The organism is Caulobacter ginsengisoli (assembly GCF_030814835.1).
Classification (GTDB): domain Bacteria; phylum Pseudomonadota; class Alphaproteobacteria; order Caulobacterales; family Caulobacteraceae; genus Caulobacter; species Caulobacter ginsengisoli.
This window is the reverse complement of the sequence record NZ_JAUSVS010000001.1, coordinates 651,343-674,753: the sequence shown is the minus strand read 5'-3', so window position 1 is coordinate 674,753 and position 23,411 is coordinate 651,343. Positions and strand designations below refer to the sequence as shown.

The window sequence follows — 23,411 nt, the reverse complement described above, 5'->3', positions numbered from 1 at the left end:
GGTCAGAACATGTTCAACTGCAGCTTGGCCTCGTCGGACATCCGCGAGGGATCCCAAGGCGGATCGAACACCAGATCGACGGTGCAGGAGCGGATGCCCTCCAGCTCCATGACCGCGTCCTCGACCCAGCCCGGCATCTCGCCGGCCACCGGGCAGCCCGGGGCGGTCAGGGTCATGTCGATGGCCACGTCCTTGCTGTCCGAGACGTCGACCTTGTAGATCAGGCCCAGCTCATAGATGTCGACCGGGATTTCCGGGTCGAACACGGTCTTGAGCTTCTCGACCAGCTGGTCGGTGATCACGTCCAGCTCCGCCTGGGTCAGCGGGGTGGGCGTCTCGGTGATGGCGGCTGCGTCGTCCATGGGCCTCAACTGAAGAACTTCTGGGCCTTGACCAGCGCGTCCACGAACGCGTCGGCCTCTGCCAGGGTGTTATATAGGGCGAAGGAAGCCCGAGCGCTCGAAGTGATCCCGAAACGGGCCATCAGGGGCTCGGCGCAATGGGTCCCGGCCCGCACGGCGACGCCGTAGCGGTCAAGGATCTGGGCGATGTCGTGGGCGTGGGCGCCCTCGACGGTAAAGGAGAGGATGGGCCCCTTCCCCGGCGCCTGGCCGATCACCCGCAGCCAGTTGGCGCCCTCCAGCCGCTCGATGACCCGGTCATAGAGGGCGTGCTCGTGCAGGCGCGCCGCCTCGAAGTCCAGCGACTCGACCCATTCGATGGCGGCGCCCAGGCCGATGACTTCCAGGATCGGCGGGGTGCCGGCCTCGAAGCGGTGCGGCGGGTCGGCGTAGGTGATGACGCTCTCGCTGACCTGGCCGATCATCTCGCCGCCGCCCTGGTAGGGGGGCATGGCGGCCAGCCGCTCGGTCTTGCCGTAGAGGATGCCGACGCCAGTCGGGCCATAGAGCTTGTGGCCGGTGAAGACGTAGAAGTCGCAGTCCAGGGCCTGGACGTCGACCTTGCTGTGCACCACGCCCTGGCACCCGTCGATCAGCACCGCCGCGCCGGCCGCGTGAGCTGCGGCGATTATCTCTTTGATCGGATTGATGGTTCCCAGCACATTGGACATGTGGGTGATGGCCACCATCCGGGTGCGCTCGTTCAGCAGCGCCTTGAAACCGGCCAGGTCCAGCTCGCCGGTCTCGGTGACGGGGATAAAGCGCAGGACCACGCCCTTGCGCTCGCGCAGCAGGTGCCAGGGGACGATGTTGGAGTGGTGCTCCATCTGGCTGACGATGATCTCGTCGCCGGCCTGCAGCGACAGGCCGAAGGAGGCGGCGACCAAGTTTATCGCCTCGGTGCCGCCCTTGGTGAAGACCACGTCCTGGGGGCTCGGTGCATTGATGAAGCGGGCGACAGTTTCCCGCGTCTTTTCATAGGCTTCTGTCGTTTCGTTGGCGAGCGTGTGCAGGCCGCGATGGACGTTGGCGTAGCTGCCCTGCATGGCCCCGGTCAGGGCATCGATGACGGCGCGCGGCTTCTGGGCCGAGGCGGCGTTGTCCAGATAGACCAGCGGATGGCCGTTCACCTGCCGCGACAGGATCGGGAACTCGGCCCGGATGGCTTCGGCGTCAAAGGCCATCGGAGGCCCCCAGCTGGCGGTGCGCCCAGGCGCGGGCGATCTCGCGGGCGCCGTCGTGGCCGATACGGTCGATGACCTCTTCGACGAAGGCCAGGGTCAGCATGGCGCGGGCCTCGGCCTCGGGAATGCCCCGCTGGCGGGCGTAGAAGATGGCTTCCTCGTCCAGCGCGCCCACCGTGTTGCCGTGGGCGCAGGCGACGTCATCGGCGTTGATCAGCAGCTCGGGCTTGGCGTCGACCTCGGCCTTATCCGACAGGATCAGAGCGTGGTGGCCCATCCGCGCGTCGGTGCGGTCAGCGCCGTGGGCGACGACGATACGGCCCTGGAAGACGCCGCGGGCTTGGTCGTTGACCACACCCTTGACCAGTTGCTCGGTGGTCCCGTCGACGCCCTGGTGGGTGACGACGGTGGTGATGTCGGCATGGCGCTTGTCGGCCAGCAGATAGGCGCCGTCCATGCGGACTGAGGCGAAGGCGCCGGGATGCGCCACCTGGGTTTCCAGCCGCTGGCGGCGGGCGCCGCTGGTCAGCACGGTTTGGGCGAAGATGGCCCCCTCGCCCAACGCCACCTTGGCGGTCGAGACGGTGACGCTGTCGGGGCCATCGGCGGCCAGCACGACGCGTTCCAACCGCCCGCCGGCCTGGACCTCGACCTCAAGTGCGACGTTGGTCAGCGCGCCGTCGGCCAGGGCCTCATAGGTCTCCAGCAACAGCAGGCTGGTCCCGGCGCGGACAGTGACGAAGACCGTCGCCGGATTGCTGGACGCCTCGGTGGCGACCACCCGCAGCCGGGCGATATCGGCAGGGCCTTCCGAGACGACGGCATTCCAGCCCTCGATATGGCCGTTCGAGACCACGAATTCCTCGGCCTCGATGGCGGCGAACGGCCCGCCCTCCCCGACCTCGGCCCATTCGGCCGACGGCGGGATTTGGCGGATCAGGCCGCGCAGGTCGGTCCAGCGCCAGTCCTCGTCGCGGCGCGACGGGAGCTGGGTCGGATCGCCGAGCTTGATGGCGGTCGCCAGGCTCATGCGGCTCTCGCGTACTTGTCGTAGCCCTCGCGCTCCAGCTCGAGCGCCAGTTCCGGGCCGCCGGAGGCGACGATGCGGCCCGCCGACAGCACATGCACCCGGTCGGGGCGGATGTGGTCGAGCAGGCGCTGGTAGTGGGTGATGACCAGCATGCCGCGTTCGGGGCTGCGCAGGGCGTTGACGCCCTCGGAGACGATCTTCAGGGCGTCGATGTCCAGGCCGCTGTCGGTTTCGTCCAGGATCAGGAAGCGCGGCTCCAGCATCGCCATCTGCAGGATCTCCATCCGCTTCTTCTCGCCGCCGGAGAAGCCGACGTTGAGGGCGCGCTTGAGCATGTCAAAATCGATCTTCAGCGCCGCCGCCTTCTCGCGGGCCAGCTTCAGGAAGGCCGGCGCCGCGACCTCGGGCTCGCCCCGCGCCTTGCGCTGGGCGTTGAGGGCCGTGCGGATGAAGGTCAGGGCCGGAACCCCCGGAATTTCCAGGGGATACTGAAATGACAGGAACACCCCCCGGGCCGCCCTCTCGTTGGCCGCCAGGGCCAGCAGGTCCTCGCCGTCCAGGGTCGCCGAGCCTTTTGTGACCTCATAGCCCTCGCGGCCGGTCAGCACGTAGGACAGCGTCGACTTGCCCGCGCCGTTGGGCCCCATGATGGCGTGCACCTCGCCGGCTGGGACGTCGAGCGTCAGGCCCTTGAGGATCTCGGTTCCGCCGACACTGGCGTGGAGGTTTTTGATCGAAAGCATTGAGTTATTTCACTTCTGAGGCACGCCGAACGGCGGTGGCTTGGGTAGCGAGTTCGTCGGCCAGTAGATATTGCGAGCGATCGTCGAATGCCTCACGCATGGCCCAGGTGAACGACGAAACGCTGACCTTCAACACGGCGTCGCGGAAATAGGGATCACTGGCGAGCCCATCCGCCTCTGCCGCAAAGGCCCTCGCCATTTCCGAGATACGCAGGCTCACACGATCCAAATCGGTGGTCGGATGCTCGATCATCCCACCGACCCCTCCAGCGAGATCGCCACCAGCTTCTGCGCCTCGACGGCGAACTCCATCGGGAGTTCCTGCAGGACCTCCTTGACGAAGCCGTTGACCAGCAGCTGCACCGCCTCCTCCTGGGAGAGGCCGCGCTGCATGACGTAGAACAGCTGGTCTTCCGACAGCCGGGTGGTGGTCGCCTCGTGCTCGAACTTGGCCGAGCCGTTGCGGGCCTCGATGTAGGGGACGGTGTGGGCGCCGCAGTCCTTGCCGATCAGCAGGCTGTCGCACTGGGTGAAGTTGCGGGCCCCCTTGGCCTTGGGGTGGGCTGAAACCAAGCCCCGGTAGGTGTTGGACGAGCGGCCGGCGCTGATCCCCTTGGAGATGATCCGCGAGCGGGTGTTGGCGCCCAGGTGGATCATCTTGGTGCCGGTGTCGGCCTGCTGGCGGCCGTTGGTGATGGCGATGGAATAGAACTCGCCCACACTGCTCTCGCCGCGCAGCACGCAGGAGGGATATTTCCAGGTGATGGCGCTGCCGGTCTCGACCTGGGTCCAGCTGACCTTGGCGCGGTCGCCGCGGCAGTCGGCCCGCTTGGTGACGAAGTTGTAGATGCCGCCCTTCCCGGTCACCGGGTCGCCCGGGTACCAGTTCTGGACAGTGGAGTATTTGATCTCGGCGTCGTCGAGGATGACCAGCTCGACCACGGCGGCGTGCAACTGGTTCTCGTCGCGCATCGGGGCGGTGCAGCCCTCGAGGTAAGAGCAGTAGGCGCCCTTGTCGGCGATGATCAGGGTGCGCTCGAACTGGCCGCTCTCGGCGGCGTTGATGCGGAAATAGGTCGACAGCTCCATCGGGCAGCGCACGCCCGGCGGAATGTAGACGAAGCTGCCGTCGCTGAAGACCGCGCTGTTGAGGCAGGCGAAGAAGTTGTCGCTGACCGGCACCACCGAGCCCAGGTATTTGCGGACCAGCTCGGGATGCTCGCGGATCGCCTCGCTCATCGAGCAGAAGATCACCCCGACCGCCGCCAGCTCCTTCTTGAAGGTGGTGACCACCGAGACGCTGTCGAACACCGCGTCCACCGCATAGCGCGGGGCGCCTTCGACACCGGCCAGAACCTCTTGTTCCTTCAGCGGAATTCCGAGTTTGGCGTAGATGGCCAGCAGCTCGGGATCGACCTCGTCCAGGCTCTTGGGGCCTTCCTTGGTCGAGGGGGCGGCATAGTAGTAGCTGTTCTGGTAGTCGATCGGCGGGAACTCGACCCTGGCCCAGTCGGGCTGTTCCAGGACCAGCCAGCGCTCATAGGCCTCGAGCCGCCATTGCAGCATCCAGTCCGGCTCGCCCTTCTTGGCCGAGATGAAGCGGACGGTGTCGGCCGACAGGCCCTTGGGCGCGAACTCCTGCTCGATGTCCGAGACGAAGCCGTGCTTGTAGGATTCCAGTTCGCCGACCTGCTCGACGGTCTTGCTCACGGCGGCCATCAGGCGACCTCTCTCGTCTGACGGCGCGCCAGATGGCGTTCCAAAGCTTCACTCCAGGCATCGCCGCAGCGGCGCCAGTCTTCTTGCGTCGAATCCCAGCCGCCGCTGACGCGGATGGCGAAGGGCGCCAGATCCGGCCGCCCCATGGCCTCGACCACCCGGCTGGCCTTGACCTTGCCGGAGGAACAGGCCGAGCCGGCGCTGACCATCACCCCGGCCAGGTCCAGGGTCATGACCTGCAGTTCCGACGGCCAGCCCTCGAAGGCCACGCACAGGGTCTGGGGCAGGCGCTCAGCGCCCTCGCCCAGCACCACGGCCCCAGCGGCGCGCATACGGGCTTCCAGTTCGTCGCGATAGCCGGACTGGTCGTGCGAGGGGTCAGCGGCGGCGGCGGCGCCAAAGGCAACGATGCCGGCGACATTCTCGGTGCCGGCCCGGCGGCCACGTTCCTGCCCACCGCCGTGCTGGCGGCGGCTGAGAATGGCGCGGGTCCCGGCGACCAGAGCGCCGACGCCTTGCGGGCCGCCCAGCTTGTGGGCCGAAAGCGCCAGAGTATCTGCGCCCAGAGCGCTGAAATCGATGAGGATCTTGCCGGCGGCCTGGATGGCGTCGACATGCAGCCAGCCGTCGGCGGCGCGGACCTTCTCGGCGGCTTCGGCCACCGGCTGGATGACGCCCGTCTCGTTGTTGGCCAGCATCAGGCAGACCAGGGCGCGGCCCTCGCGGGCCAGGGCCGCGTCCAGCCAGGCGAAGTCGGCGACGCCCGAGGCGTCAACCGGCCAGGTCTCGACCGGCAGGCCGCTCATTTTCGCGGTCTCGACGACGGCGTCATGCTCGGTGGCGCCCACGATGATCCGCGCGACGCCGGCTCGCACGGCGCTCTCGATGGCCAGCGCGTTGGCCTCGGTGCCGCCGCTGACGAAGGTGACCGAGCCCGGGACCACCCCAACCAGCCCGGCGACCTGGGCGCGTGCGGTCTCGACCGCCGAGCGGGCGGCCCGGCCGGCGGCGTGCACGGAACTGGGATTGCCGGTCACGGCCAGCCGCGCGGTCATCGCCGCGATGGCCTCGGGGCGCATGGGGGCGGTGGCGTTATGGTCGAGATAGACGCTCACGCGGCCTCCGAGACGGCGCCAGGGCGTAGCCGTCCGGCCAGCACGTCGGCCAGCGACACGCTGGCGAGGTAGCCGTGAATCTGGCGGCCCATCTCTTCCCACAGGTCATGGGTCAGGCAGCGCTCGCCCTTGGCCATGCAGCCCTTGCCGACCACGTTGCAGCGGGTGGCGCGCAGGGGCTCGTCCACGGCCATGACGATATCGGCGATGCGGGTCAGTTCGGCGCTGGCGGCCAGGCGATAACCGCCGCCCGGGCCGCGGTGGCTCTTGACCAGACCGCGCCGGCGCAGGCGGGCGAACAGCTGCTCCAGATAGGACAGCGAAATCTCCTGGCGGGCTGCGATATCGGCCAGCGCCACCGCCCGGCCCTCGCCTTCCGCATCCTGACGACCGGCAAGGTCGGTCATGGCCATGACGGCGTAACGTCCCTTGGTCGACAGGCGCATGGCGATAATCCTTGGCATCGGGCGCGCGGCCTGTGTTAAGCCGCGCCTCGCAAGGGGTTCTTGAAGCCCCTCGCTCGCTGTAAGGCGGATGTAGGAAAACCAAGCGCCATGGTCAAGTATTCAACCGGGCGCCAAACGACGGGACGATGGCATGCCTGAAGTGGTTCTGACCGGCGCGGCCGGCCGGATCGAGGGTCGATACTCTCCGGGCAAGCGCGAGACCGCGCCCATCGCTTTGATCCTGCACCCCCACCCGCGCGCCGGGGGCCACATGAACAACCCCGTGGCCGTGCAGCTCTATCACCTGTTCATGAAGCGCGGCTTCGCGGTCCTGCGCTTCAACTTCCGCGGCGTCGGGCGTTCGCAGGGCGAGTTCGACAGCGGCATCGGCGAGCTGGCCGACGCGGCCACCGCCCTGGACTGGCTGCAGTCCAACAACCCCGCCGCCAGCCAGACCTGGGTGGCCGGCTTCGACTTCGGGGCCTGGGTGGGCATGCAGCTCCTCATGCGCCGTCCGGAAACCGACGGCTTCATCTCGGTCTCGCCGCCGACCAACATGTACGACTTCAGCTTCCTGGCCCCCTGCCCCGCCTCGGGCCTGATTCTGCACGGCGAGTCCGACACCGTGGTGCCGCCGACCGAGGTCGAGCGGGTGGTCTCCAAGCTGCGCACGCAAAAAGGCATCGTCATCGATTATGAGCTGATCCCCGGCGCCGGCCACTTCTGGACCGAGCAGTTGCCCATCGTGGAAAGCCAGGTCGGCGGCTATCTGGACAAGCGCCTGGCCGCGGACCCCGCGTAATGAACCTCGACGCCATTCCAATCGGTCGCAATCCGCCCGAGGACGTCAATGTCGTCATCGAGGTGCCGCTGGGCGGCGAACCGATCAAGTACGAGCTGCACAAGGAAGCCGGCGTCCTGATGGTCGACCGCTTCCTCTACACGCCGATGCGCTATCCCGGGAATTACGGCTTCATCCCCCACACCCTGTCGGGCGATGGCGACCCGGTCGACGTGATCTGCATGAACACGAGAGCCATCGCGCCGGGGGCGGTGATGAGCTGCCGGATCGTCGGCGTGCTGCTCATGGAAGACCAGGCCGGGATCGACGAGAAGCTGATCGCGGTGCCGTCGTCTCACCTGACGGCGCGCTACGACAACGTCCAGGACCTGAAGGACCTGCCGCAGATCACCCTGGACCAGGTCGAGCATTTCTTCAGCCACTACAAGGACCTGGAGCCTGGCAAGTGGGTCAAGCTGAAGGGCTGGGGCGATGCGGCCGAGGCTCGCAAGATGGTGCTTGAGGGGATCGAGCGGGCGAAGAAGTAATCTCCGCGTCCCCAACTTTCGCTGGGGAAACGGCTAGTAGAGGAGGTAGGGGCGGCGCTCTTCGACCCAGGCCGCCTCGTCCGGCTCCGTCACCGCATCCAAGTCTCCCGCCACCGCCCCGGCGTCATCGACCCATTCCCGCAGCCCCGGCCCGCCATTGATCACGTCGATCGCCAGCTTGTCGAACACGTACTCGTACGGAAAATCCCGCCAGAGGTCGTAGTCCGGATAGAGCGTCCGTATCGCCTTGAACCCCACCGCCTGCACCCGCCACGGCTTGAACGCCGCGTGGTCGTAGCTCGGATCCTCGGTGTGGATCTGCACTCCGCTGTTCAGCTTGCCGACATGCTTGTGGAAGGTCGGCTGGAACCAGATGTCGCGCAGGCGGCAGCCTTCCAGCCATTGCGGCGCCAGCGACCGCATCTGCGCGATCACCTTCCTGGCGTCGATGTCCGGCGCCCCGAACAGCTCCAGCGGCCGTGTCGTGCCGCGCCCCTCCGACAGGGTCGTGCCCTCCAGCATCACCGTGCCGGCGTAGGCCCGGGCCATCCACAGGTTGGGCGCATTGGGGCTGGGGTTGACCCAGGCCCGCTCGCCCAGCGGCCAGCCGAACCCAGGGGCCGCCTCGGGGTCATAGCCCTGCATCTCGATCACCCGATAGGCGACCTGCAGGCGGAAATGGTCGATGAACCAGTGGCCCAGTTCGCCCAGGGTCATGCCGTGGCGCATCGGCATCGGCCCGGCGCCCACGAAGCTCTCCCAGCCCGGCAGCAGGGTCAGGCCCTCGACAGGCCGGCCGGCGGGGTTGGGGCGGTCCAGCACCCAGACCTCCTTGCCGTGCTGGGCGGCGGCTTCGAGCACATACAGAAGTGTGGTGATGAAGGTGTAGATGCGGCAGCCCAGGTCCTGCATGTCGATCAGGATGACATCGAAGGTGTGCATGGCCTGGCCGGTCGGCCGGCGGGTTTCGCCGTAGAGGCTGAACACCGGGAAGCCGTAGGTCGGGTCGGTGTAGTCCGGCGACTCCATCATGTTGTCCTGCAGGTCGCCGCGCATGCCGTGCTGCGGCCCGAAGGCGGCGGTGATCTTCAGGTCGCCCAGCGCCATCAGGGCGTCGACGGAATGGGTCAGGTCGGCGGTGACCGAGGCCGGATGGGCCAGCAGGGCGACCCGGCGGCCTCTGAGGGCGGCGCGCAGCTCGGGTTCGGCGATGAGGCGGTCGATGCCGAAGTTCATGCGTAATCCATCGTCGGGATGTCGCCCGCGAAGGCGACAGGGTTGTGGAAGTCCGGCTCGCCCGGCGGGTGGGCCAGGGCCCAGAAGGACCGCTGGCCACCTGGGTCCTCGATGATGGCCGACAGCCCGATGCGTAGGGGCTCGGCGAGCGACAGCCCGGGCAGGCCGCTCAGGTCGAGCGTCGCCACCATGCTGAGCGATTTGGATCCGGTCCGAAAGCCGTGGTCCAGCACCGGCGTTCCCGGCGCATTGGTCATCTCGCCCCGGTACGACGCCAGGCGATAGGCCGCCCAGCCGCCGGAGGGCGAGAAATTGAACTCGTAGTAGCTCTCGCCCTCGCCCCGCACGAACAGCTCGAAACAGCTGTGCTTCCACAGATCGTCCTGCCGCGAGCGGCCGCGAAACGCCGGCAGGACGATGCCGCCCAGGTCGCCGGTCAGCAGCCAGGTCAGGGTCAGGGTTTGCGGCGTCCCGCGCAGGACGTCGACCTCGATGTATTCGACCGACCCAATCCCGGAGGGGGGGGAAGGATTGTCGGGGTGAGCCTTGAGCGCCAGCAGCATACCCCTTCGATAGCGACCGCTTGACGCCGGTCAATGGGCGAGGCTACCAAGCGGCCCATGATCGCCGCTCGCCCCGCTACCGGCCGGTACTACCGCCCCTCCTACTGAGGCGCGGCGCGATCCTGCTTGCCGCCCAATCGCCGGCGGCATGATCTCCAAAACTCCGATCAGACAGCCCCCGGCCCTTCCCCAAGGAGCCAACTGTCATGAACGCCATCACCGTGCTACAGCCGCCCGCCGCGCAACTTGAGATTCCGCCGATGTCCGACGCCTTCAAGTCCTCGTTCCTGCAGGTCATGCGCGACCGCGGCTACATCCACCAGATCACCCATCCGGACGAGCTGGACCAGGCGGCGGCCGGCGGGGTCGTCACCGGCTACATCGGCTTCGACGCCACCGCGCCCAGCCTGCATGTCGGCAACCTCTTGACCATCATGATGCTGCGCCGCCTGCAGCAGGCCGGCCATCGCCCCATCGTGCTGATGGGCGGAGGCACCACCAAGGTCGGCGATCCCTCGGGCAAGGACGAGACCCGCAAGCTGCTCAGCGAGGCCGACATCGAGGCCAATATCGCCAGCATCAAGACGGTGTTCAGCCGTTTCCTGACCTTTGGCGACGGTCCGACCGACGCCATCATGGTCAACAATGACGAGTGGCTGAGCAAGCTCGGCTACATCGACTTCCTGCGCGACTACGGCGTGCATTTCACCATCAACCGCATGCTGGCCTTCGACTCGGTCAAGCTGCGGCTGGACCGCGAGCAGCCGCTGACCTTCATCGAATTCAACTACATGCTGATGCAGGCCACCGACTTCCTGGAGCTGAACCGCCGCTACGGCTGCAGCCTGCAGATGGGCGGCTCGGACCAGTGGGGCAACATCCTCAACGGCGTGGAGCTGATCCGCCGCGTCGATCAGAAGCCGGCCTTCGGCCTGACTACCCCCCTGCTGGCCACCAGCTCGGGCGCCAAGATGGGCAAGACGGCGGCCGGGGCGGTCTGGCTGAACGCCGACATGCGCAGCCCCTACGACTACTGGCAGTTCTGGCGCAACGCCGAGGACGCCGATGTCGGCCGCTTCCTGCGCCTCTACACCGACCTGCCCCTGGCCGAGATCGCTCGCCTCGAAGCCCTCGAAGGCGCCGGCATCAACGAGGCCAAGAAGGTCCTCGCCGACGCGGCCACCACCCTGCTGCACGGCGAAGAGGCCGCGCGGGCGGCGCGGGACGCGGCGGAAAAGGCCTTCGAACAGGGCTCGGTCAGCGGCGACCTGCCCAGCTACGAGATTCCCGCGGCCAGCCTGGCCGAGGGGATCATGCTGGCGGCCCTGGCGGTCGACGCCGGTCTGGCGGGCTCGCGCTCCGACGCGCGGCGCCTGGCCCAGGGCGGCGGGCTGAAGGTCAACGACGTGGCCGTGGCGGACGGCAACCAGATGGTGACCCCCGCCGACCTGGTCGACGGGGTGATCAAGCTGGCGGCCGGCAAGAAGAAGATCGTGCTGGTGCGGCCGGTCTAGGGGCTCGGGCGAAATGAAGATCGCCATCTGCGGTTCGATGAGCTTCATCGACGAAATGGAGGCGATCGCCGCCGACCTCCGCGCCCACGTAGAGGCGGTGTTCACACCGGTTCGGGAAGAGGGCGACCTCGACTGGGACTCGCTGCCCCTGGAGCAGGCGGTCGACAGGAAACGAGGCTACCTCCTCGGCTACCTGGAACAGATTCGCGCCTGCGACGGGGTTCTGATCGCCAACTTCGAAAAGCATGGCGTTGCGGGTTATGTCGGACCAAACACCCTGGTCGAGGCCGCCTTCGCCCACGCCGCGGGCAAGCCGGTCGCCTTCCTCAACCCGCCAGGCCCGCAACCGGCCAGGCTGGAGGCGTTGGCCATGATGACAATCTGCCTTGATGGAGGCGGGGCGGCTATCCCCGCCTGGGCCGCGGGTTTGGCTCCGTAAGACTCAGGGGCCCTCAGCTGCACTCCGCCTTCAGGACGACCGCCGACCGCACCTGATCCACACCGGCTATGGCGCTCAGCCTGTCCACCAACTGGGACAGGTCGCGGGCGTTGTTCACCTTGACCACCACATAGGCGTCGAGCGGGCCGGTCACCGAGTAGTAGTTGGTGATCTCGGGCCAGTGGCGGAACTTCTCGACGACCGGGAAACAGGGCCGCTGGCTGAAGGTGATCGAGAGCACGGCCCCCAGGCTGTTGTCCTCGCCCGCCCCAGACAGGTCCCCCAGCACCGCCCGGTAGCCGACGATGACCTTGTCGCGCTCCAGCCGGGCCATGCGGGCCTGCAGCGCCGTGCGCGACAGGGCCAGCTCCCGGGCCAGCGCCGTCAGCGTCATGCGGGCGTTCTGGCACAGCAGCGAAACCAGCTTCTCGTCGATGGCGTCCCGGACGCCGCCGTTTCGTCTATCGGCCATGGGTTTTCAATCGTTTCGCCAGGGTCCGCCGCCGTCTTGCTGATGGCGACGCACATGCTTGGCCGCAACAATCGGCCGCGAACGGAAGCTGTCAAGGAGGCCCCGCTTGCGACCGCTGAACCGCGACGCCACCCTGCTGGTGGTCGACATGCAGATGGGCTTCGACGACCCCGCCTGGGGCGTCCGCAACAACCCAGCGGCGGAGGCCAGGGTCGCGGCCCTGCTGGCGGCCTGGCGGGCGGCAGGCGCGCCGGTCATCCATGTCCATCATGACTCCCCCAGCCCCGCCGGCCGGCTGCGGCCGGGGACGCCCGGCAATGCGCCCAAGCCCCAGGCCCGGCCGCTGGCCGGAGAACGGCTCTATCGCAAGCGGGTCAACAGCGCCTTCATCGGCACGACGCTCGAGGCCGACCTGCGCGCGGCGGGCGCCCCTGCCCTGGTCATCGTGGGCCTGACCACCAACCACTGCATCTCCACGACCGCGCGCATGGCCGCCAACCTGGGCTTCGAGACCATCGTGGTGGCGGACGCCACCGCGACCTTCGCCCGGGCCAATCTCGACGGGCGGATCCGTCCCGCCGACGAGGTTCACAACGCCGCGCTCAGCGACCTGAAGGACGAGTTCGCCCAGGTCGTCGACACCCGCGCCGTGCTGACGGCTCTCGGCGTGCACGAGGCGGCCAATGACTAGGAGGCTACTCACCGCTTGCGCCGCCGCCGCCATCCTGTCCGGGTCGGCCCTCGCCGGCTCGACGCCCCGCGCGGCGGACCCGCCGGCCATCGACGCTTCCGTACGGCCTGGCGATGACTTCTACGGCTACGCCAACGGCGACTGGCTGAAGACCACGCCCTTGCCGCAAGGCCGGGACCGCTACGACACCACCGCCATGCTGCGGGACGAAACCGCCCGGCAGGTCCGCGACCTGGTCGAGGCTGCCGCCAAGGCCCCGGCCTCAGCCCGCGCCCGCCGGATCGGCGACTACTACGCCAGCTGGATGGACCAGGCCGGCATCGAGGCCAAGGGCGTGCAGCCCCTGGCCGGCGGACTGGCCGCCATCGCCGTCATCCGGGACCGCCAGGGCCTTGCGACCTATCTGGGCCGCAGCCTGCGGCTCGACGACGGGAGTAATACCCAGACCGACGGCCTGTTCGGCGTCTGGATCCACCAGGGCTTCCACGACCCCGACCACTATGTCCCCCACCTAGTGCAGGGCGGACTGGGCCTCCCTGATCGCGACGACTATCTGGACGCCGGCCCCGAGGCGGCCGCGCGCCGGGACGTCTACCGGGCCCATGTCGCGAGAGTGCTGAAGCTGGCCGGCTTCGACCAGCCCGACCTCCGCGCCGGCCGCGTCCTGGCCCTGGAAATCGCCATCGCCAAGACCCACGCCTCCCGCGCCGACACCGACGATGTCTTCAAGACCGACAACGCCTGGCGCCGCGCCGACTTCGCCGCCAGGGCGCCTGGCCTGGACTGGGCCGCCTGGTTCAAGGCCGCGGGCCTGGACCGGCAGGACCAGTTCCTCGTCTGGCAGCCCTCGGCCGTGGTCGGCGCGGCCAGCCTGGTGGGCAGCCAGCCGCTGGTGGCATGGAAGGACTACCTCGCCTTCCATCTCGCCGAACACCATGCGGCGGTGCTGCCCAGGGCCTTCGGCGGGGAGGGAAACTCCCCCCTCAACCGCCCCGCCGGAGGCCCACCCCTCGCCGAGGATCGCGTCCCTCAGGCCATAGCCGCCACCACCGCGGCCCTGGGCGAGGACATCGGCCAGCTCTATGTCGCCCGCTACTTCCCGCCCCAGGCCAAGGCCGCGGCGGCGGCGATGGCCGAGACCCTTCGCACCGCCCTCATCGCCCGCGTCGAACGGCAGGCTTGGCGCTCGCCCGCGGCCCGCCAGACGGCGCTGGCCAAGCTGGCGGGGTTGAGGATCGGGGTCGGCTATCCGGACCGCTGGATCGACTACTCAGGGCTGGCGGTGGTGCGCGGCGACGCCTTCGGCAACCTGGACCGCGCCGAGGCCTTCGCCTACCGCCGCGAGCTGGCCAAGCTGGGTCGGCCCGTCGACCCGGCCGAATGGATCCAGCTCTATCCGCAGCAGGTCGGCGCCATCATCAACTTCAGCCCCAACGCCATGCAGTTCTCGGCGGCCCTGCTGCAGCCGCCCTATTTCGACCCCACGGGCGACGCCGCGACCAACTACGGCTCGGCGGGCGCCGGCATGGCCCACGAGATCACCCACAGCGTCGACGAACTGGGCAGTCTCTACGACGCCCGCGGCCGCCTGGTCCGCTGGTGGGGCCCCGAAGACCTGGCCCGCTACCGCGCCGCCGCCGCCCCGCTGCTCGCCCAGCTCAACGCCTATTGCCCGCAGCCCGGCCTCTGCGTGAACGGCGAGCAGGTGCTGGGCGAGAGCATCGCCGATCTCGCCGGCCTGCTGGCGGCCCACGACGCCTACTTGCTGTCGCTGAACGGCCGGCCCGACACGGTCAAGAACGGCCTGACGGGCGAGCAGCGCTTCTTCCTGGCCTTCGCCCGCCGCTGGCGCCGCGTCCAGACCGACGCCGCCCTGCGCCGGCAGATCGCCACGGACACCCATCCGCCGGGCGCCTACCGGACCGCCACGGTGCGGAACCTGGAGGCCTGGGGGTCAGCGTTCGATGTGAAGCCGGGGGACAGCCTCTATTTGAGACCGGAGGCGCGGCCGCGAATCTGGTGAGAGCGCGCTTAAGCGAGCGCGTGCCGCGACCTCGCCGATGATCAGCACGACGGGTCCGTCGCAGGCCTGGGCCGCCAGGCGATCGGCCAGGTCACCCAGCACGCCCGGGATGGCCCGCGCCTCCGGTCGTCCGGCGTTTTCGACGGCCATGGCCGGGGTGCTTGGGGCGCGGCCCTGGGCGATCAGCTGGCCGGCGACAGCGCCCAGCTGGTCGCGGCCCATATAGAGCGCCAGGGTAGCCTCGGGATCGGCGGCTGCCGCCCAGTCGGATGGGGCCAGGCCCTCCCGGGTCATGGCGGTGGCGAAGACCAGGCGGCGGGCCTCGCCGCGATGGGTCAGCGGGAAGCCGAACTGAGCCGCGGCGGCGCAGGCGGCGGTGACGCCCGGGACGATCTCGGTCTCGACGCCGTGGGCCCGCAGGAAGGCGGCCTCCTCGCCTACCCGCCCGAAGATGGAGGGATCGCCGCCCTTCAGCCGCACGACCTTCAGGCCCCGCCGCGCCAGGCGGAGCATCAGGCGGTTTATGGTTTCCTGCTTCAGGCTGGCCCGGCCGGCCCGCTTGCCGGTGCGGATCTTCAGGCAGGCGGCGGGGGCCAGGGCGACGATCTCGGCCGAAACCAGGGCGTCATAGAGCACAGCCTGAGCGCCCTCGATGGCGCGCAGGGCGCGGACCGTCAGCAGATCCGCCGCCCCGGGTCCCGCCCCGACGAGCTGGACCCGGCCGATTGCAGGGCTATGCGGCATGCAGGGCCTCCGGTTTGCGGGTTCTAAGCTGGTGGGCGATCTGCGGCCGGCACGAGCCGCAGGCCGCCCCGGCCCCGGTCGCCTCGGCCACCGCGTCCAGGTCGTCCGCGCCGGCGGCGATGGCCGCGTCGATGCGGTCGGCCCGCACGCCCCGGCAGGCGCAGACGATGGGGGCGGTCGAGAGCGGCTGGCCCGGCGCGCGGCCGATCAGCAGGGTGGAGCGATCGGCCGCCGTCAGGGCGCCCTGGGTGAACAGCGCGGCCAGCCATTCGCGCGGCGGCAGGCGGCCGGTGGTGGCGGTGAACAACACCCGGTCCAGACGGTCGCCGTCGAGGAAGGCCTCGCGCAGGCTGCCCACCGTCTGGTCCTCGTAGCGCAGCACCTCGGCGGCGGGCGACCCCTTGATCAGGACGCGGCGTAGGGCCTCGCGCTCCTCGTCGTCGCCCCGGCCGGCGAACTCATGCAACTGGCAGCCGTCCTGCGGAATGCGCCGCCAGACCAGGTCCAGGTCGCTGGGGGCCGCCCAGGCCTGGCGCGACAGGAAGAAGCCCCGCCAGGTCTCGCGATAGGGACGCACCTGGGCGGGGCTGTGCTTGAATTCCGGCTGGCCGGAGCGGGGATCGACGGTGGGCCCGACCAGGAGATTGGCCCTGCCGGCCGGGGCGTAGGCCGCCGTCCAGTGCATGGGCATGAAGAGATCGCCCCGCCGCTGCCGGTCGGTGAGCCGCGCCGGCGCCACCGCCTCGCCGCTGGCCGTGCGCACCCGGGTCAGGGCGCCCTCGGTCACGCCGGCCGCCGCCGCGTCCTCGGGATGAATGTCGACATAGGGCTCGGGCGCGTGGCGGCAGAGCTCGGGGGCCAGGCCGGTGCGGGTCAGGGTGTGCCAGTGATCGCGGACCCGGCCGGTGTTGAGGGCCAGCGAAAAGGCGCCGTCGAGCGGGATGGCGGCGCCCTGCGGCGCGACCGGGTTCATCAGGGCGCGGCCGTCCGGGGTCTGGAACCGGCCGTCGACGAAGAGGCGCGCCGTCCCCTCCCCCGCCGGCGTGATCGGCCACTGCACCGGCGCCAGGGCGTCGTAGCCGGCCTGATCCAGCCCGACCAGCGGGCCCAGGTTCAGGGTGCGGTCCTGGTTCTCATAGGCGGTCAGACGGGCCCATTCGCGGAACACCTGGCCGGGGCCGCGCCAGGCGAAGGCCTCGCCAAAGCCCATGGCGTCCGCCACGTCGGCGACGATGCGCCAGTCGGCCCTGGCCTCGCCGGGCGGATCGAACAGCGGCCGCTGGCGCGAGATGCGGCGCTCGGAATTGGTGACCGTGCCGTCCTTCTCGCCCCAGGCCAGGGCCGGCAGCCGCACATGGGCCAGGTCCAGGGTGTCGCCGCTGGCCATGACGTCGGAGACGACCACGAACGGACAGGCCTTCAGCGCCTCGCGGACCTTGCCGGTCCCCGGCAGGCTGACGGCGGGATTGGTGGCCATGATCCACAGGGCCTTGATACGCCCCTCGGCGACGGCGTCGAAGAGCTCGACCGCCTTGAGCCCCGCCCGCTCGGCCACCGCCGGCGCGGCCCAGAACCGGGCCAGGCGCGCGCGGCTTTCCGGCTCGAAGTCCATATGGGCGGCCAGGGTGTTCGCCATGCCGCCCGTTTCGCGCCCCCCCATGGCGTTGGGCTGGCCGGTGATCGAGAAGGGGCAGGCCCCGGGCTTGCCGATCCGGCCGGTGGCCAGGTGGGCGTTGATGATGGCCAGCCCCTTGGCCACGCCCTGGGCCGACTGGTTGGCGCCCATGGAAAACAGGCTGACGGTGCGGGGCGTCTGGGCGAACCAGGCGTAGAACCGTTCCAGATCAGCCGGGATCAGGTCGCAGTCGGCGGCGACGGCCGCCAGGGATTGGTCGTCCCTGGCCAGGGCGGCTTCGACCTCGGCGAACCCCGAGACATGGGCGGCGACATAGGCCCGGTCGACCGCGCCGCGCTGGATCAGGTCGGCCAGCAGGCCGTTCCAAAGCCTGACATCGCTCTGGGGCCGCAGGGGCAGATGCAGGTCGGCGACCTCGGCGGTGTCGGTGCGGCGCGGGTCGATGACCACATGGCGCTGGCCCGCCGCCCGCGCCGCTTCCAGGCGGCGGAACAGCACCGGATGGGTCCAGGCGGCGTTGTGGCCGGCGAACACCACCAGGTCGGCCAGGTCCAGGTCCTCATAGCAGCCGGGGACCAGGTCGGCGCCGAAGCTGAGCTTATGGGCCACCACCGCCGAGGCCATGCAGAGCCGGCTGTTGGTGTCGATATTGCCCGAGCCGATGAAGCCCTTCATCAGCTTGTTGGCGGCGTAATAGTCCTCGGTCAGCAGCTGGCCCGATACATAGAAGGCCACCGAGTCCGGGCCGTGCCGCTCGATGGCGGCGCGGAAGCGGCGGGCGATCAGGGCCGTCGCCTCGCTCCAGCCGGCGCGGCGCTCGCCGATCATCGGATGCAGCAGCCGCCCTTCTAACCCCACCGTCGAACCCAGGGCCGCGCCCTTGGAGCACAGCCGGCCGCGGTTGGCCGGATGCTCGGGATCACCCGCCGCCACCACCGTCCGCCCCTGCGGCTTCACCGCCAGGCCGCAGCCGACGCCGCAGTAGGGACAGGTGGTGCGGATGCTCAACGCGGCCGGCCCAGCAGGATGCGGCCTTCCTCCACCCGCAGCGGCGCGACGGGGGCGCAACCCTTGCCCTGGTCGGCGCCCATGGGCTGGCCGGTGGCCAGGTCGATGTTCCAGGCGTGCAGCGGACAGGTCACCGCCCGGCCATGGACGATGCCCTGGCTGAGCGGACCGCCCTTGTGCGGGCAGCGGTCGATGAGGGCGAACACGCCGCCATCGCCAGTGCGGAACACCGCCACATCGCCGCTGGGCGTGGGCACGCGCCGGGCGCCGCGCAGGGGGATGTCGGTGACCGCCCCGACATCGGTCCAGGTCATGGGCGCCAGAACCGGGGGCTCCAGAACCGGGGGTTCGAGAAGATGGATGGTCATGTCGGCTCGAACTCCATACGGCGGCTCATCGGAGTGAATTCCTCGGCGTGGCGGCCGGCGACCCGTTCGGCCCAGGGGTCGATGCGGGAGAAGCGCTGCGAGAAGGCGAAGCGGTCGTAGAGGGTCCGGCGGCTGTCGGGGTCCTCGGTCTGGGCGCGGATATGGTCCAGCCCGACCCGCGCCATCCATTTGTAGATCCGCTCCAGGTACCAGCCCTCCTCGCGGTAGAGCTGGGTCACCGCGCAGATGACCCAGATGGCCTCCTGCTCGGTCGTCACCTTGGTCAACAGCTCGGTCCCCTGGATGTGCAGGCCCGCGGCCCCGCCGACATGGATCTCGTAGCCGCTGTCGACACAGACCACGCCGATGTCCTTGCAGGTCGCCTCGGCGCAGTTTCTGGGGCAGCCGGAGACGCCCAGCTTGACCTTGGCCGGGGTCCAGGACCCCCACATGAACTTTTCCAGACGCACGCCCAAGCCGGTGGAGTCCTGGGTCCCGAACCGGCACCAGTCGCTGCCCACGCAGGTCTTCACCGTGCGCAGGCCCTTGGCGTAGGCGTGGCCGCTGACCATGCCGGCGGCGTTGAGGTCGGCCCAGACGGCGGGCAGGTCGTCCTTCTTGACGCCCAGCAGGTCGATGCGCTGGCCGCCGGTGACCTTGACGGTCGGGATGGCGAAGCGGTCGACCACATCGGCGATGGCGCGCAGCTCGGCGGCGCTGGTCAGCCCGCCCCACATGCGGGGCACGACCGAGTAGGTGCCGTCCTTCTGGATGTTGGCGTGCACCCGCTCGTTGATGAAGCGCGACTGCTTGTCGTCGCGGTATTCGCCGGGCCAGGCGCAGAGCAGGTAGTAGTTCAGGGCCGGGCGGCAGGACCCGCAGCCGTCGGGCGTCGTCCATTCCAGCGCCTGCATGGCGGCCGGCATGGACTTGAGGCCCTGCTCGACGATGGTCCGCCGGACATGGTCGTGGCCGTGGCCGGTGCAGCCGCAGACCGACTTGGGCCCGGTCTGGGCCTGGAAACCGTCGCCCAGGGTCAGTTTGAGCAGCTTCTCGACCAGCGGCGTGCAGGCGCCGCACGAGGCCGAGGCCTTGGTCGCCGCCCGCACCGCCTCGAGCGTGGCCAGGCCCTGGCCGGCGATGGCCGAGGTGATGGTTCCCTTGCAGACGCCGTTGCAGCCGCAGACCTCGGCCTGGTCGGCCATGGCGGCAACGGCGGCGCTAGGGTCCAGTCCTCGAAGGCCCTCCGTGGCGGCCTGACCGAAGATCAGGGTCTCGCGGATGTCGCCAACTTCGGCGCCCGACCGCATCAGGTCGAAATACCAGCCGCCGTCGGCGGCGTCGCCGAACAGCACCGCCCCGGCCACCCGGCCCTGGCGCAGCACCACCCGCTTGTAGACCCCACGCCCGGCGTCGCGGAACACGATGTCCTCGCAGCCCTCGCCGCCCGCGAACTCGCCCGCCGAGAACACATCGACGCCCGAGACCTTCAGCCGGGTCGACAGCACCGAGCCGGCATAGGCCCCCTCATCGCCCGTCAGGGTCTGGGCCAGGGTGCGGCACATGTCCCAGATCGGCGCGACCAGGCCGTAGCACTGGCCGCGATGCTCCAGGCACTCGCCGACCGCGAAGATGTGGGGGTCGGAGGTGCGCATGGCGTCATCGACCAGCACGCCCCGCCCAACGTCCAGCCCGGCGGCCTTGGCCAGGCCCGTGCTGGGCCGGATGCCGACCGCCATGACCAGCAGGCTGCAGGGCAGGATGCGGCCGTCGGTCAGTTTCAGGCCGGTGACCCGGCCGTCCTCGCCCAGGATCTGCTCGGAACTGGCGCCCAGCACCGTCTCAACCCCGCGCGCCGCCAGGGCCTCTTCCAGCAGGAAGCCGGCGGAGGCGTCGAGCTGGCGCTCCATCAGGACGTCCATCAAATGCACGACGGTGGCCGCCATGCCGCGCCGGACCAGGCCGTAGGCGGCCTCGATGCCCAGCAGGCCGCCGCCGATCACCACCGCCTGGCCGCCCTCCCCGGCCGCCGCCACCATGGCCTGGACATCGTCCAGGTCGCGGAAGGCGACCACCCCGGCCAGCTCCGCGCCCGGCAGCGGCAGGCGGACCGGGTCGGAGCCCGTGGCCAGGATCAGCCGGTCATAGCCGACGCTCAGGTCCCCGGCCGCGTGGACCGTGCGGGCCTCGCGGTCGATCGCCTCCACGGTCACGCCGCTGTGCAGCAGGATGCCGTTGTCGCGGTACCAGGCCTCGTCGTTGATGACGATGTCCTCGAACCGCTTCTCTCCGGCCAGCACCGGCGAGAGCATGATGCGATCGTAATTCACCCGGGGCTCGGCGCCGAAGATGACGATCTCATAGCGATCGGGATCGCGCCGGAGCACCTCCTGCACCGCCCGGCAGCCGGCCATGCCGTTGCCGATGACGACCAGACGCTCGCGAGAGGGAGGGGCTGGCATGGGTCAGACCCGGACCGGCTGGGCGTCGTCCGCCGCCAAATCTTCTCTAGCGAGTTGGGGCCAGACCGCACGCCAGTGGTTCTTCAGGCCGGTCAGGGCGATCAGGGCCAGGAGGGCCAGGATGGCGAAGCCCATCAGCCCCAGCTGGTAGCTGCCGGTCAGCTTCTTGGCGTAGCCCAGCGAGGCGGCGAGATAGAAGCCGCCGATGCCGCCGGTCATGCCGATCAGGCCGGTCATCACCCCGATCTCCTTGCGGAACCGCTGAGGCGCGAGCTGGAAGACCGCCCCGTTGCCGGCGCCCAGGGCGGCCATGCTGAACAGCAGCACCCCCAGGGCCAGCCAGGCGCTGGGCATGTGGAAGCTGGCCACGGCCAGGCCCAGGGCCGCCAGGGCGTAGACCACGATCAGGGTGCGCACCCCGCCAAACCGGTCGGCGAAGGCCCCGCCCACCGGGCGGACGAAGGACCCGGCGAAGACGCAGGCGGCGGTGAAGAAGCCGGCCTTGACCGGATCCATGCCGTATTCGCTGTTGAAATAGATGGTCAGGGACGAGGACAGCCCGACAAACCCGCCGAAGGTCACCCCATAGAGCATCATCAGCCACCAGGCGTCGGGGACCTTGAGCACGTCGAGATATTCCCCCAGGCGCTTGGGGGCGGGCTGCTCGGGGGCGTCCTTGGCCATGAGCAGATAGACCAGGAAGGCGACGCCCAGCGGGATCAGGGCCAGGCCAATCACATTGCTCCAGCCGAAGGCCTTGGCCAGCAGCGGGGCGAAGAGGGCGGCCAGCGCCGTGCCGCTGTTGCCGGCCCCGGCGATGCCCAGGGCCAGGCCCTGGTGTTCCTGGGGATACCAGCGCGAGGCCAGCGGCAGGGCCACGGCGAACGAGGCGCCGGCGACGCCGAGCAACAGGCCCAGGACCAGCACCTGGTTGTAGCTGTGCAGGCCCAGCAGCCAGGCGGCGGCCAGCCCCGCCAGCACGATGGCCTGGCCGATAAGACCGGTGCGCTTGGGCCCGATGCGGTCGACCATCACCCCGGCGACCAGGCGCAACAGCGCTCCGGACAGCACCGGCACGGCGACCATCAGGCCCTTCTGGCCGGGATCGAGATGGAAGGTCTTGGCGATGGCCACGCCCAGCGGTCCCAGCAGGACCCAGACCATGAAGCTGACATCGAAATAGAGAAAGGCGGCGAACAGCGTGGGGGCGTGACCCGCCTTCAGGAACGAACGATCCAACATGGGGCAACCTCGGATGAGCGAGAGCGGCGACCGCGCCGCGGGGGTTGACCGCATCAGAGCGGCCGTCTCGATCAGCCGCGGACGCCATTGCCCGTGGACATGTCCTCCATTGGCGCCATCGCCGCGCCCGACGCCAGCGGCGCGGGGCGGGATGGCCGTGCAATCATGCTGCGCCGCACAATTGCCCGGCGTTTAGGCAGGGCGGCGCCTGTTGCGCAGGCGCCCGTCAGGCCACCTCCTCAAGCCGCCTCCCTCGGCGCGCCGTGGCGAGCGTGCAGGAAGGCGATGACCTGGTGGCGGGCGTCGAGAAAGGCGGCCTCGCGATCGATCTCCAGCCGATGGCGCGGGCGGGACAGACCGACCGGCTGGACCTGGCCGATGCGGGCGGCCGGGCCGTTGGTCATCATCACGATGCGGTCCGACAGCAGGGCCGCCTCGTCGACATCGTGGGTGACCATCAGCACGGTGTTGCCCAGCTGGGCGTGGATCTCCATTACCCGGTCCTGTAGCTGGGCCCGGGTCAGGGCGTCGAGCGCTCCGAACGGCTCGTCCAGCAGCAGCACCTTGGGCTGCATGGCCAGGGCCCGGGCGATGCCGACCCGCTGCTTCATGCCGCCGCTGATCTCGGACGGCCGCTGAGCCTTGGCGTGGGTCATCTGCACCAGGGCCAGGTTGTGCATCACCCAGTCGCGGCGCTCGGCCCGGCTCTTCCGGCCGGCGAAGACCTTGTCGACGGCCAGGGCGACGTTCTCGTAGACCGACAGCCAGGGCAGCAGGGAGTGGTTCTGGAACACCACCGCCCGGTCCGGCCCTGGCGCCTCGACGGCCTCGCGATCCAGGATCACCGCCCCCGTAGTGACGGGGACCAGCCCGGCCACCACATTGAGCAGGGTCGATTTCCCGCAGCCGGAATGGCCGATGATCGAGACGAACTCGCCTTCGTCGACCTTGAGGCTGACCTCGCGCAGCACCTCGGTGGTGACGGCGCCGCGGGTGAAGCTGACCCCGACCGCTTCGATGGAGAGATAGGCTTTGGTCATGGGCAA

Annotated in this window: 23 protein-coding genes; 6 read left to right on the top strand and 17 right to left on the bottom strand. The window is 69.6% G+C overall.

Annotation, left to right across the window (positions count from 1 at the left end):
• Positions 1–2 precede the first annotated feature (2 nt).
• The 8 genes from QO010_RS03340 to QO010_RS03305 are packed head-to-tail and all read right to left on the bottom strand — an operon-like array spanning position 3 to position 6,638.
• Complete coding sequence (locus QO010_RS03340) at positions 3–362, bottom strand: SUF system Fe-S cluster assembly protein (protein ID WP_307345907.1); 360 nt, start codon at positions 360–362, stop codon at positions 3–5.
• Positions 363–367: 5 nt separating this feature from the next.
• Positions 368–1,585 (bottom strand): cysteine desulfurase, encoded by a 1,218-nt coding sequence (locus tag QO010_RS03335; protein ID WP_307345904.1) that lies wholly within the window; start codon positions 1,583–1,585, stop codon positions 368–370.
• A complete protein-coding gene (sufD, locus tag QO010_RS03330) occupies positions 1,575–2,615 on the bottom strand; it encodes a Fe-S cluster assembly protein SufD (RefSeq protein WP_307345902.1) in 1,041 nt (346 codons plus the stop codon). The genes QO010_RS03335 and sufD overlap by 11 nt, the downstream gene beginning before the upstream one ends.
• Positions 2,612–3,358 carry a Fe-S cluster assembly ATPase SufC gene (gene sufC, locus QO010_RS03325; RefSeq protein WP_307345899.1) on the bottom strand — a complete coding sequence of 249 codons (747 nt, stop codon included), beginning with the start codon at positions 3,356–3,358 and terminating at the stop codon, positions 2,612–2,614. The genes sufD and sufC overlap by 4 nt, the downstream gene beginning before the upstream one ends.
• A 4-nt stretch (positions 3,359–3,362) precedes the next feature.
• The gene (locus tag QO010_RS03320) at positions 3,363–3,611 is read right to left on the bottom strand and encodes a hypothetical protein (RefSeq protein WP_307345896.1); all 249 of its coding nucleotides are present in this window, start codon (positions 3,609–3,611) and stop codon (positions 3,363–3,365) included.
• Complete coding sequence (gene sufB / locus QO010_RS03315) at positions 3,608–5,077, bottom strand: Fe-S cluster assembly protein SufB (protein ID WP_307345894.1); 1,470 nt, start codon at positions 5,075–5,077, stop codon at positions 3,608–3,610. Before sufB ends, QO010_RS03320 begins: the two co-directional genes overlap by 4 nt.
• The gene (locus QO010_RS03310; RefSeq protein ID WP_307345892.1) at positions 5,077–6,192 is read right to left on the bottom strand and encodes a cysteine desulfurase family protein; all 1,116 of its coding nucleotides are present in this window, start codon (positions 6,190–6,192) and stop codon (positions 5,077–5,079) included. Before QO010_RS03310 ends, sufB begins: the two co-directional genes overlap by 1 nt.
• A complete protein-coding gene (locus QO010_RS03305; protein WP_307345889.1) occupies positions 6,189–6,638 on the bottom strand; it encodes an Rrf2 family transcriptional regulator in 450 nt (149 codons plus the stop codon). Before QO010_RS03305 ends, QO010_RS03310 begins: the two co-directional genes overlap by 4 nt.
• 151 nt (positions 6,639–6,789) lie before the next feature.
• Between QO010_RS03305 and QO010_RS03300 the strand changes: the two genes are divergently transcribed.
• Positions 6,790–7,440 (top strand): alpha/beta hydrolase, encoded by a 651-nt coding sequence (locus QO010_RS03300; RefSeq protein WP_307345887.1) that lies wholly within the window; start codon positions 6,790–6,792, stop codon positions 7,438–7,440.
• On the top strand, positions 7,440–7,967 hold the full coding sequence (gene ppa / locus QO010_RS03295; protein WP_307345884.1) for an inorganic diphosphatase: 528 nt from the start codon (positions 7,440–7,442) through the stop codon (positions 7,965–7,967). The genes QO010_RS03300 and ppa overlap by 1 nt, the downstream gene beginning before the upstream one ends.
• Before the next feature lie 33 nt (positions 7,968–8,000).
• On the opposite strand, the gene QO010_RS03290 is transcribed toward ppa, so the two are convergent.
• Together QO010_RS03290 and QO010_RS03285 are read right to left on the bottom strand one after the other, a co-directional pair.
• Positions 8,001–9,203, bottom strand: coding sequence for an exo-beta-N-acetylmuramidase NamZ family protein (locus QO010_RS03290; RefSeq protein ID WP_307345882.1), 1,203 nt, complete (start codon positions 9,201–9,203; stop codon positions 8,001–8,003).
• A complete protein-coding gene (locus QO010_RS03285; protein WP_307345880.1) occupies positions 9,200–9,766 on the bottom strand; it encodes a DOMON-like domain-containing protein in 567 nt (188 codons plus the stop codon). Before QO010_RS03285 ends, QO010_RS03290 begins: the two co-directional genes overlap by 4 nt.
• A gap of 206 nt (positions 9,767–9,972) precedes the next feature.
• On the opposite strand from QO010_RS03285, the gene tyrS reads away from it, so the two are divergent.
• Positions 9,973–11,280, top strand: coding sequence for a tyrosine--tRNA ligase (gene tyrS, locus QO010_RS03280; RefSeq protein WP_307345877.1), 1,308 nt, complete (start codon positions 9,973–9,975; stop codon positions 11,278–11,280).
• 13 nt (positions 11,281–11,293) lie between these two features.
• Entirely contained in the window at positions 11,294–11,719 is a 426-nt protein-coding gene (locus QO010_RS03275; RefSeq protein ID WP_307345874.1) for a hypothetical protein, read from the top strand.
• A 13-nt stretch (positions 11,720–11,732) separates the two neighbouring features.
• Here QO010_RS03275 and QO010_RS03270 read toward each other — a convergent pair whose 3' ends face one another.
• Positions 11,733–12,191 (bottom strand): Lrp/AsnC family transcriptional regulator, encoded by a 459-nt coding sequence (locus QO010_RS03270; protein ID WP_307345871.1) that lies wholly within the window; start codon positions 12,189–12,191, stop codon positions 11,733–11,735.
• 106 nt (positions 12,192–12,297) lie between these two features.
• On the opposite strand from QO010_RS03270, the gene QO010_RS03265 reads away from it, so the two are divergent.
• Entirely contained in the window at positions 12,298–12,882 is a 585-nt protein-coding gene (locus tag QO010_RS03265) for a cysteine hydrolase family protein (protein ID WP_307345868.1), read from the top strand.
• Positions 12,875–14,905, top strand: coding sequence for a M13 family metallopeptidase (locus QO010_RS03260; protein ID WP_307345866.1), 2,031 nt, complete (start codon positions 12,875–12,877; stop codon positions 14,903–14,905). Before QO010_RS03265 ends, QO010_RS03260 begins: the two co-directional genes overlap by 8 nt.
• Here QO010_RS03260 and cobA read toward each other — a convergent pair.
• The 6 genes from cobA to QO010_RS03230 form a co-directional block, all read right to left on the bottom strand.
• Positions 14,837–15,649: a uroporphyrinogen-III C-methyltransferase gene (gene cobA, locus QO010_RS03255; protein ID WP_307345864.1), complete on the bottom strand. Its 813-nt coding sequence runs from the start codon at positions 15,647–15,649 to the stop codon at positions 14,837–14,839. The genes QO010_RS03260 and cobA overlap by 69 nt on opposite strands.
• Entirely contained in the window at positions 15,639–18,287 is a 2,649-nt protein-coding gene (locus QO010_RS03250) for a molybdopterin oxidoreductase family protein (protein ID WP_307347051.1), read from the bottom strand. The genes cobA and QO010_RS03250 overlap by 11 nt, the downstream gene beginning before the upstream one ends.
• Positions 18,288–18,289: 2 nt before the next feature.
• A complete protein-coding gene (gene nirD, locus QO010_RS03245) occupies positions 18,290–18,607 on the bottom strand; it encodes a nitrite reductase small subunit NirD (protein WP_370873720.1) in 318 nt (105 codons plus the stop codon).
• A 50-nt stretch (positions 18,608–18,657) separates the two neighbouring features.
• A complete protein-coding gene (nirB, locus tag QO010_RS03240) occupies positions 18,658–21,123 on the bottom strand; it encodes a nitrite reductase large subunit NirB (RefSeq protein ID WP_307345859.1) in 2,466 nt (821 codons plus the stop codon).
• 3 nt (positions 21,124–21,126) lie between these two features.
• Positions 21,127–22,365, bottom strand: coding sequence for a nitrate/nitrite transporter (locus tag QO010_RS03235; protein ID WP_307345857.1), 1,239 nt, complete (start codon positions 22,363–22,365; stop codon positions 21,127–21,129).
• A gap of 239 nt (positions 22,366–22,604) precedes the next feature.
• Positions 22,605–23,405, bottom strand: a complete 801-nt coding sequence (locus QO010_RS03230) for an ABC transporter ATP-binding protein (protein ID WP_307345855.1) — start codon at positions 23,403–23,405, stop codon at positions 22,605–22,607.
• Between the last annotated feature and the right edge of the window lie 6 nt (positions 23,406–23,411).

What these genes read in the sequence shown, in the direction of transcription:
- QO010_RS03285 (WP_307345880.1), bottom strand. Translation starts at nt 9,766, where the DNA reads ATGCTGCTGGCGCTCAAGGCTCACCCCGACAATCCTTCCCCCCCCTCC.
- QO010_RS03300 (WP_307345887.1), top strand. Translation starts at nt 6,790, where the DNA reads ATGCCTGAAGTGGTTCTGACCGGCGCGGCCGGCCGGATCGAGGGTCGA.
- QO010_RS03335 (WP_307345904.1), bottom strand. Translation starts at nt 1,585, where the DNA reads ATGGCCTTTGACGCCGAAGCCATCCGGGCCGAGTTCCCGATCCTGTCG.
- nirB (WP_307345859.1), bottom strand. Translation starts at nt 21,123, where the DNA reads ATGCCAGCCCCTCCCTCTCGCGAGCGTCTGGTCGTCATCGGCAACGGC.
- sufC (WP_307345899.1), bottom strand. Translation starts at nt 3,358, where the DNA reads ATGCTTTCGATCAAAAACCTCCACGCCAGTGTCGGCGGAACCGAGATC.
- QO010_RS03320 (WP_307345896.1), bottom strand. Translation starts at nt 3,611, where the DNA reads ATGATCGAGCATCCGACCACCGATTTGGATCGTGTGAGCCTGCGTATC.
- cobA (WP_307345864.1), bottom strand. Translation starts at nt 15,649, where the DNA reads ATGCCGCATAGCCCTGCAATCGGCCGGGTCCAGCTCGTCGGGGCGGGA.
- QO010_RS03290 (WP_307345882.1), bottom strand. Translation starts at nt 9,203, where the DNA reads ATGAACTTCGGCATCGACCGCCTCATCGCCGAACCCGAGCTGCGCGCC.
- nirD (WP_370873720.1), bottom strand. Translation starts at nt 18,607, where the DNA reads ATGACCTGGACCGATGTCGGGGCGGTCACCGACATCCCCCTGCGCGGC.
- ppa (WP_307345884.1), top strand. Translation starts at nt 7,440, where the DNA reads ATGAACCTCGACGCCATTCCAATCGGTCGCAATCCGCCCGAGGACGTC.
- QO010_RS03260 (WP_307345866.1), top strand. Translation starts at nt 12,875, where the DNA reads ATGACTAGGAGGCTACTCACCGCTTGCGCCGCCGCCGCCATCCTGTCC.
- QO010_RS03235 (WP_307345857.1), bottom strand. Translation starts at nt 22,365, where the DNA reads ATGTTGGATCGTTCGTTCCTGAAGGCGGGTCACGCCCCCACGCTGTTC.
- QO010_RS03275 (WP_307345874.1), top strand. Translation starts at nt 11,294, where the DNA reads ATGAAGATCGCCATCTGCGGTTCGATGAGCTTCATCGACGAAATGGAG.
- tyrS (WP_307345877.1), top strand. Translation starts at nt 9,973, where the DNA reads ATGAACGCCATCACCGTGCTACAGCCGCCCGCCGCGCAACTTGAGATT.
- QO010_RS03230 (WP_307345855.1), bottom strand. Translation starts at nt 23,405, where the DNA reads ATGACCAAAGCCTATCTCTCCATCGAAGCGGTCGGGGTCAGCTTCACC.
- sufB (WP_307345894.1), bottom strand. Translation starts at nt 5,077, where the DNA reads ATGGCCGCCGTGAGCAAGACCGTCGAGCAGGTCGGCGAACTGGAATCC.
- sufD (WP_307345902.1), bottom strand. Translation starts at nt 2,615, where the DNA reads ATGAGCCTGGCGACCGCCATCAAGCTCGGCGATCCGACCCAGCTCCCG.
- QO010_RS03305 (WP_307345889.1), bottom strand. Translation starts at nt 6,638, where the DNA reads ATGCGCCTGTCGACCAAGGGACGTTACGCCGTCATGGCCATGACCGAC.
- QO010_RS03270 (WP_307345871.1), bottom strand. Translation starts at nt 12,191, where the DNA reads ATGGCCGATAGACGAAACGGCGGCGTCCGGGACGCCATCGACGAGAAG.
- QO010_RS03340 (WP_307345907.1), bottom strand. Translation starts at nt 362, where the DNA reads ATGGACGACGCAGCCGCCATCACCGAGACGCCCACCCCGCTGACCCAG.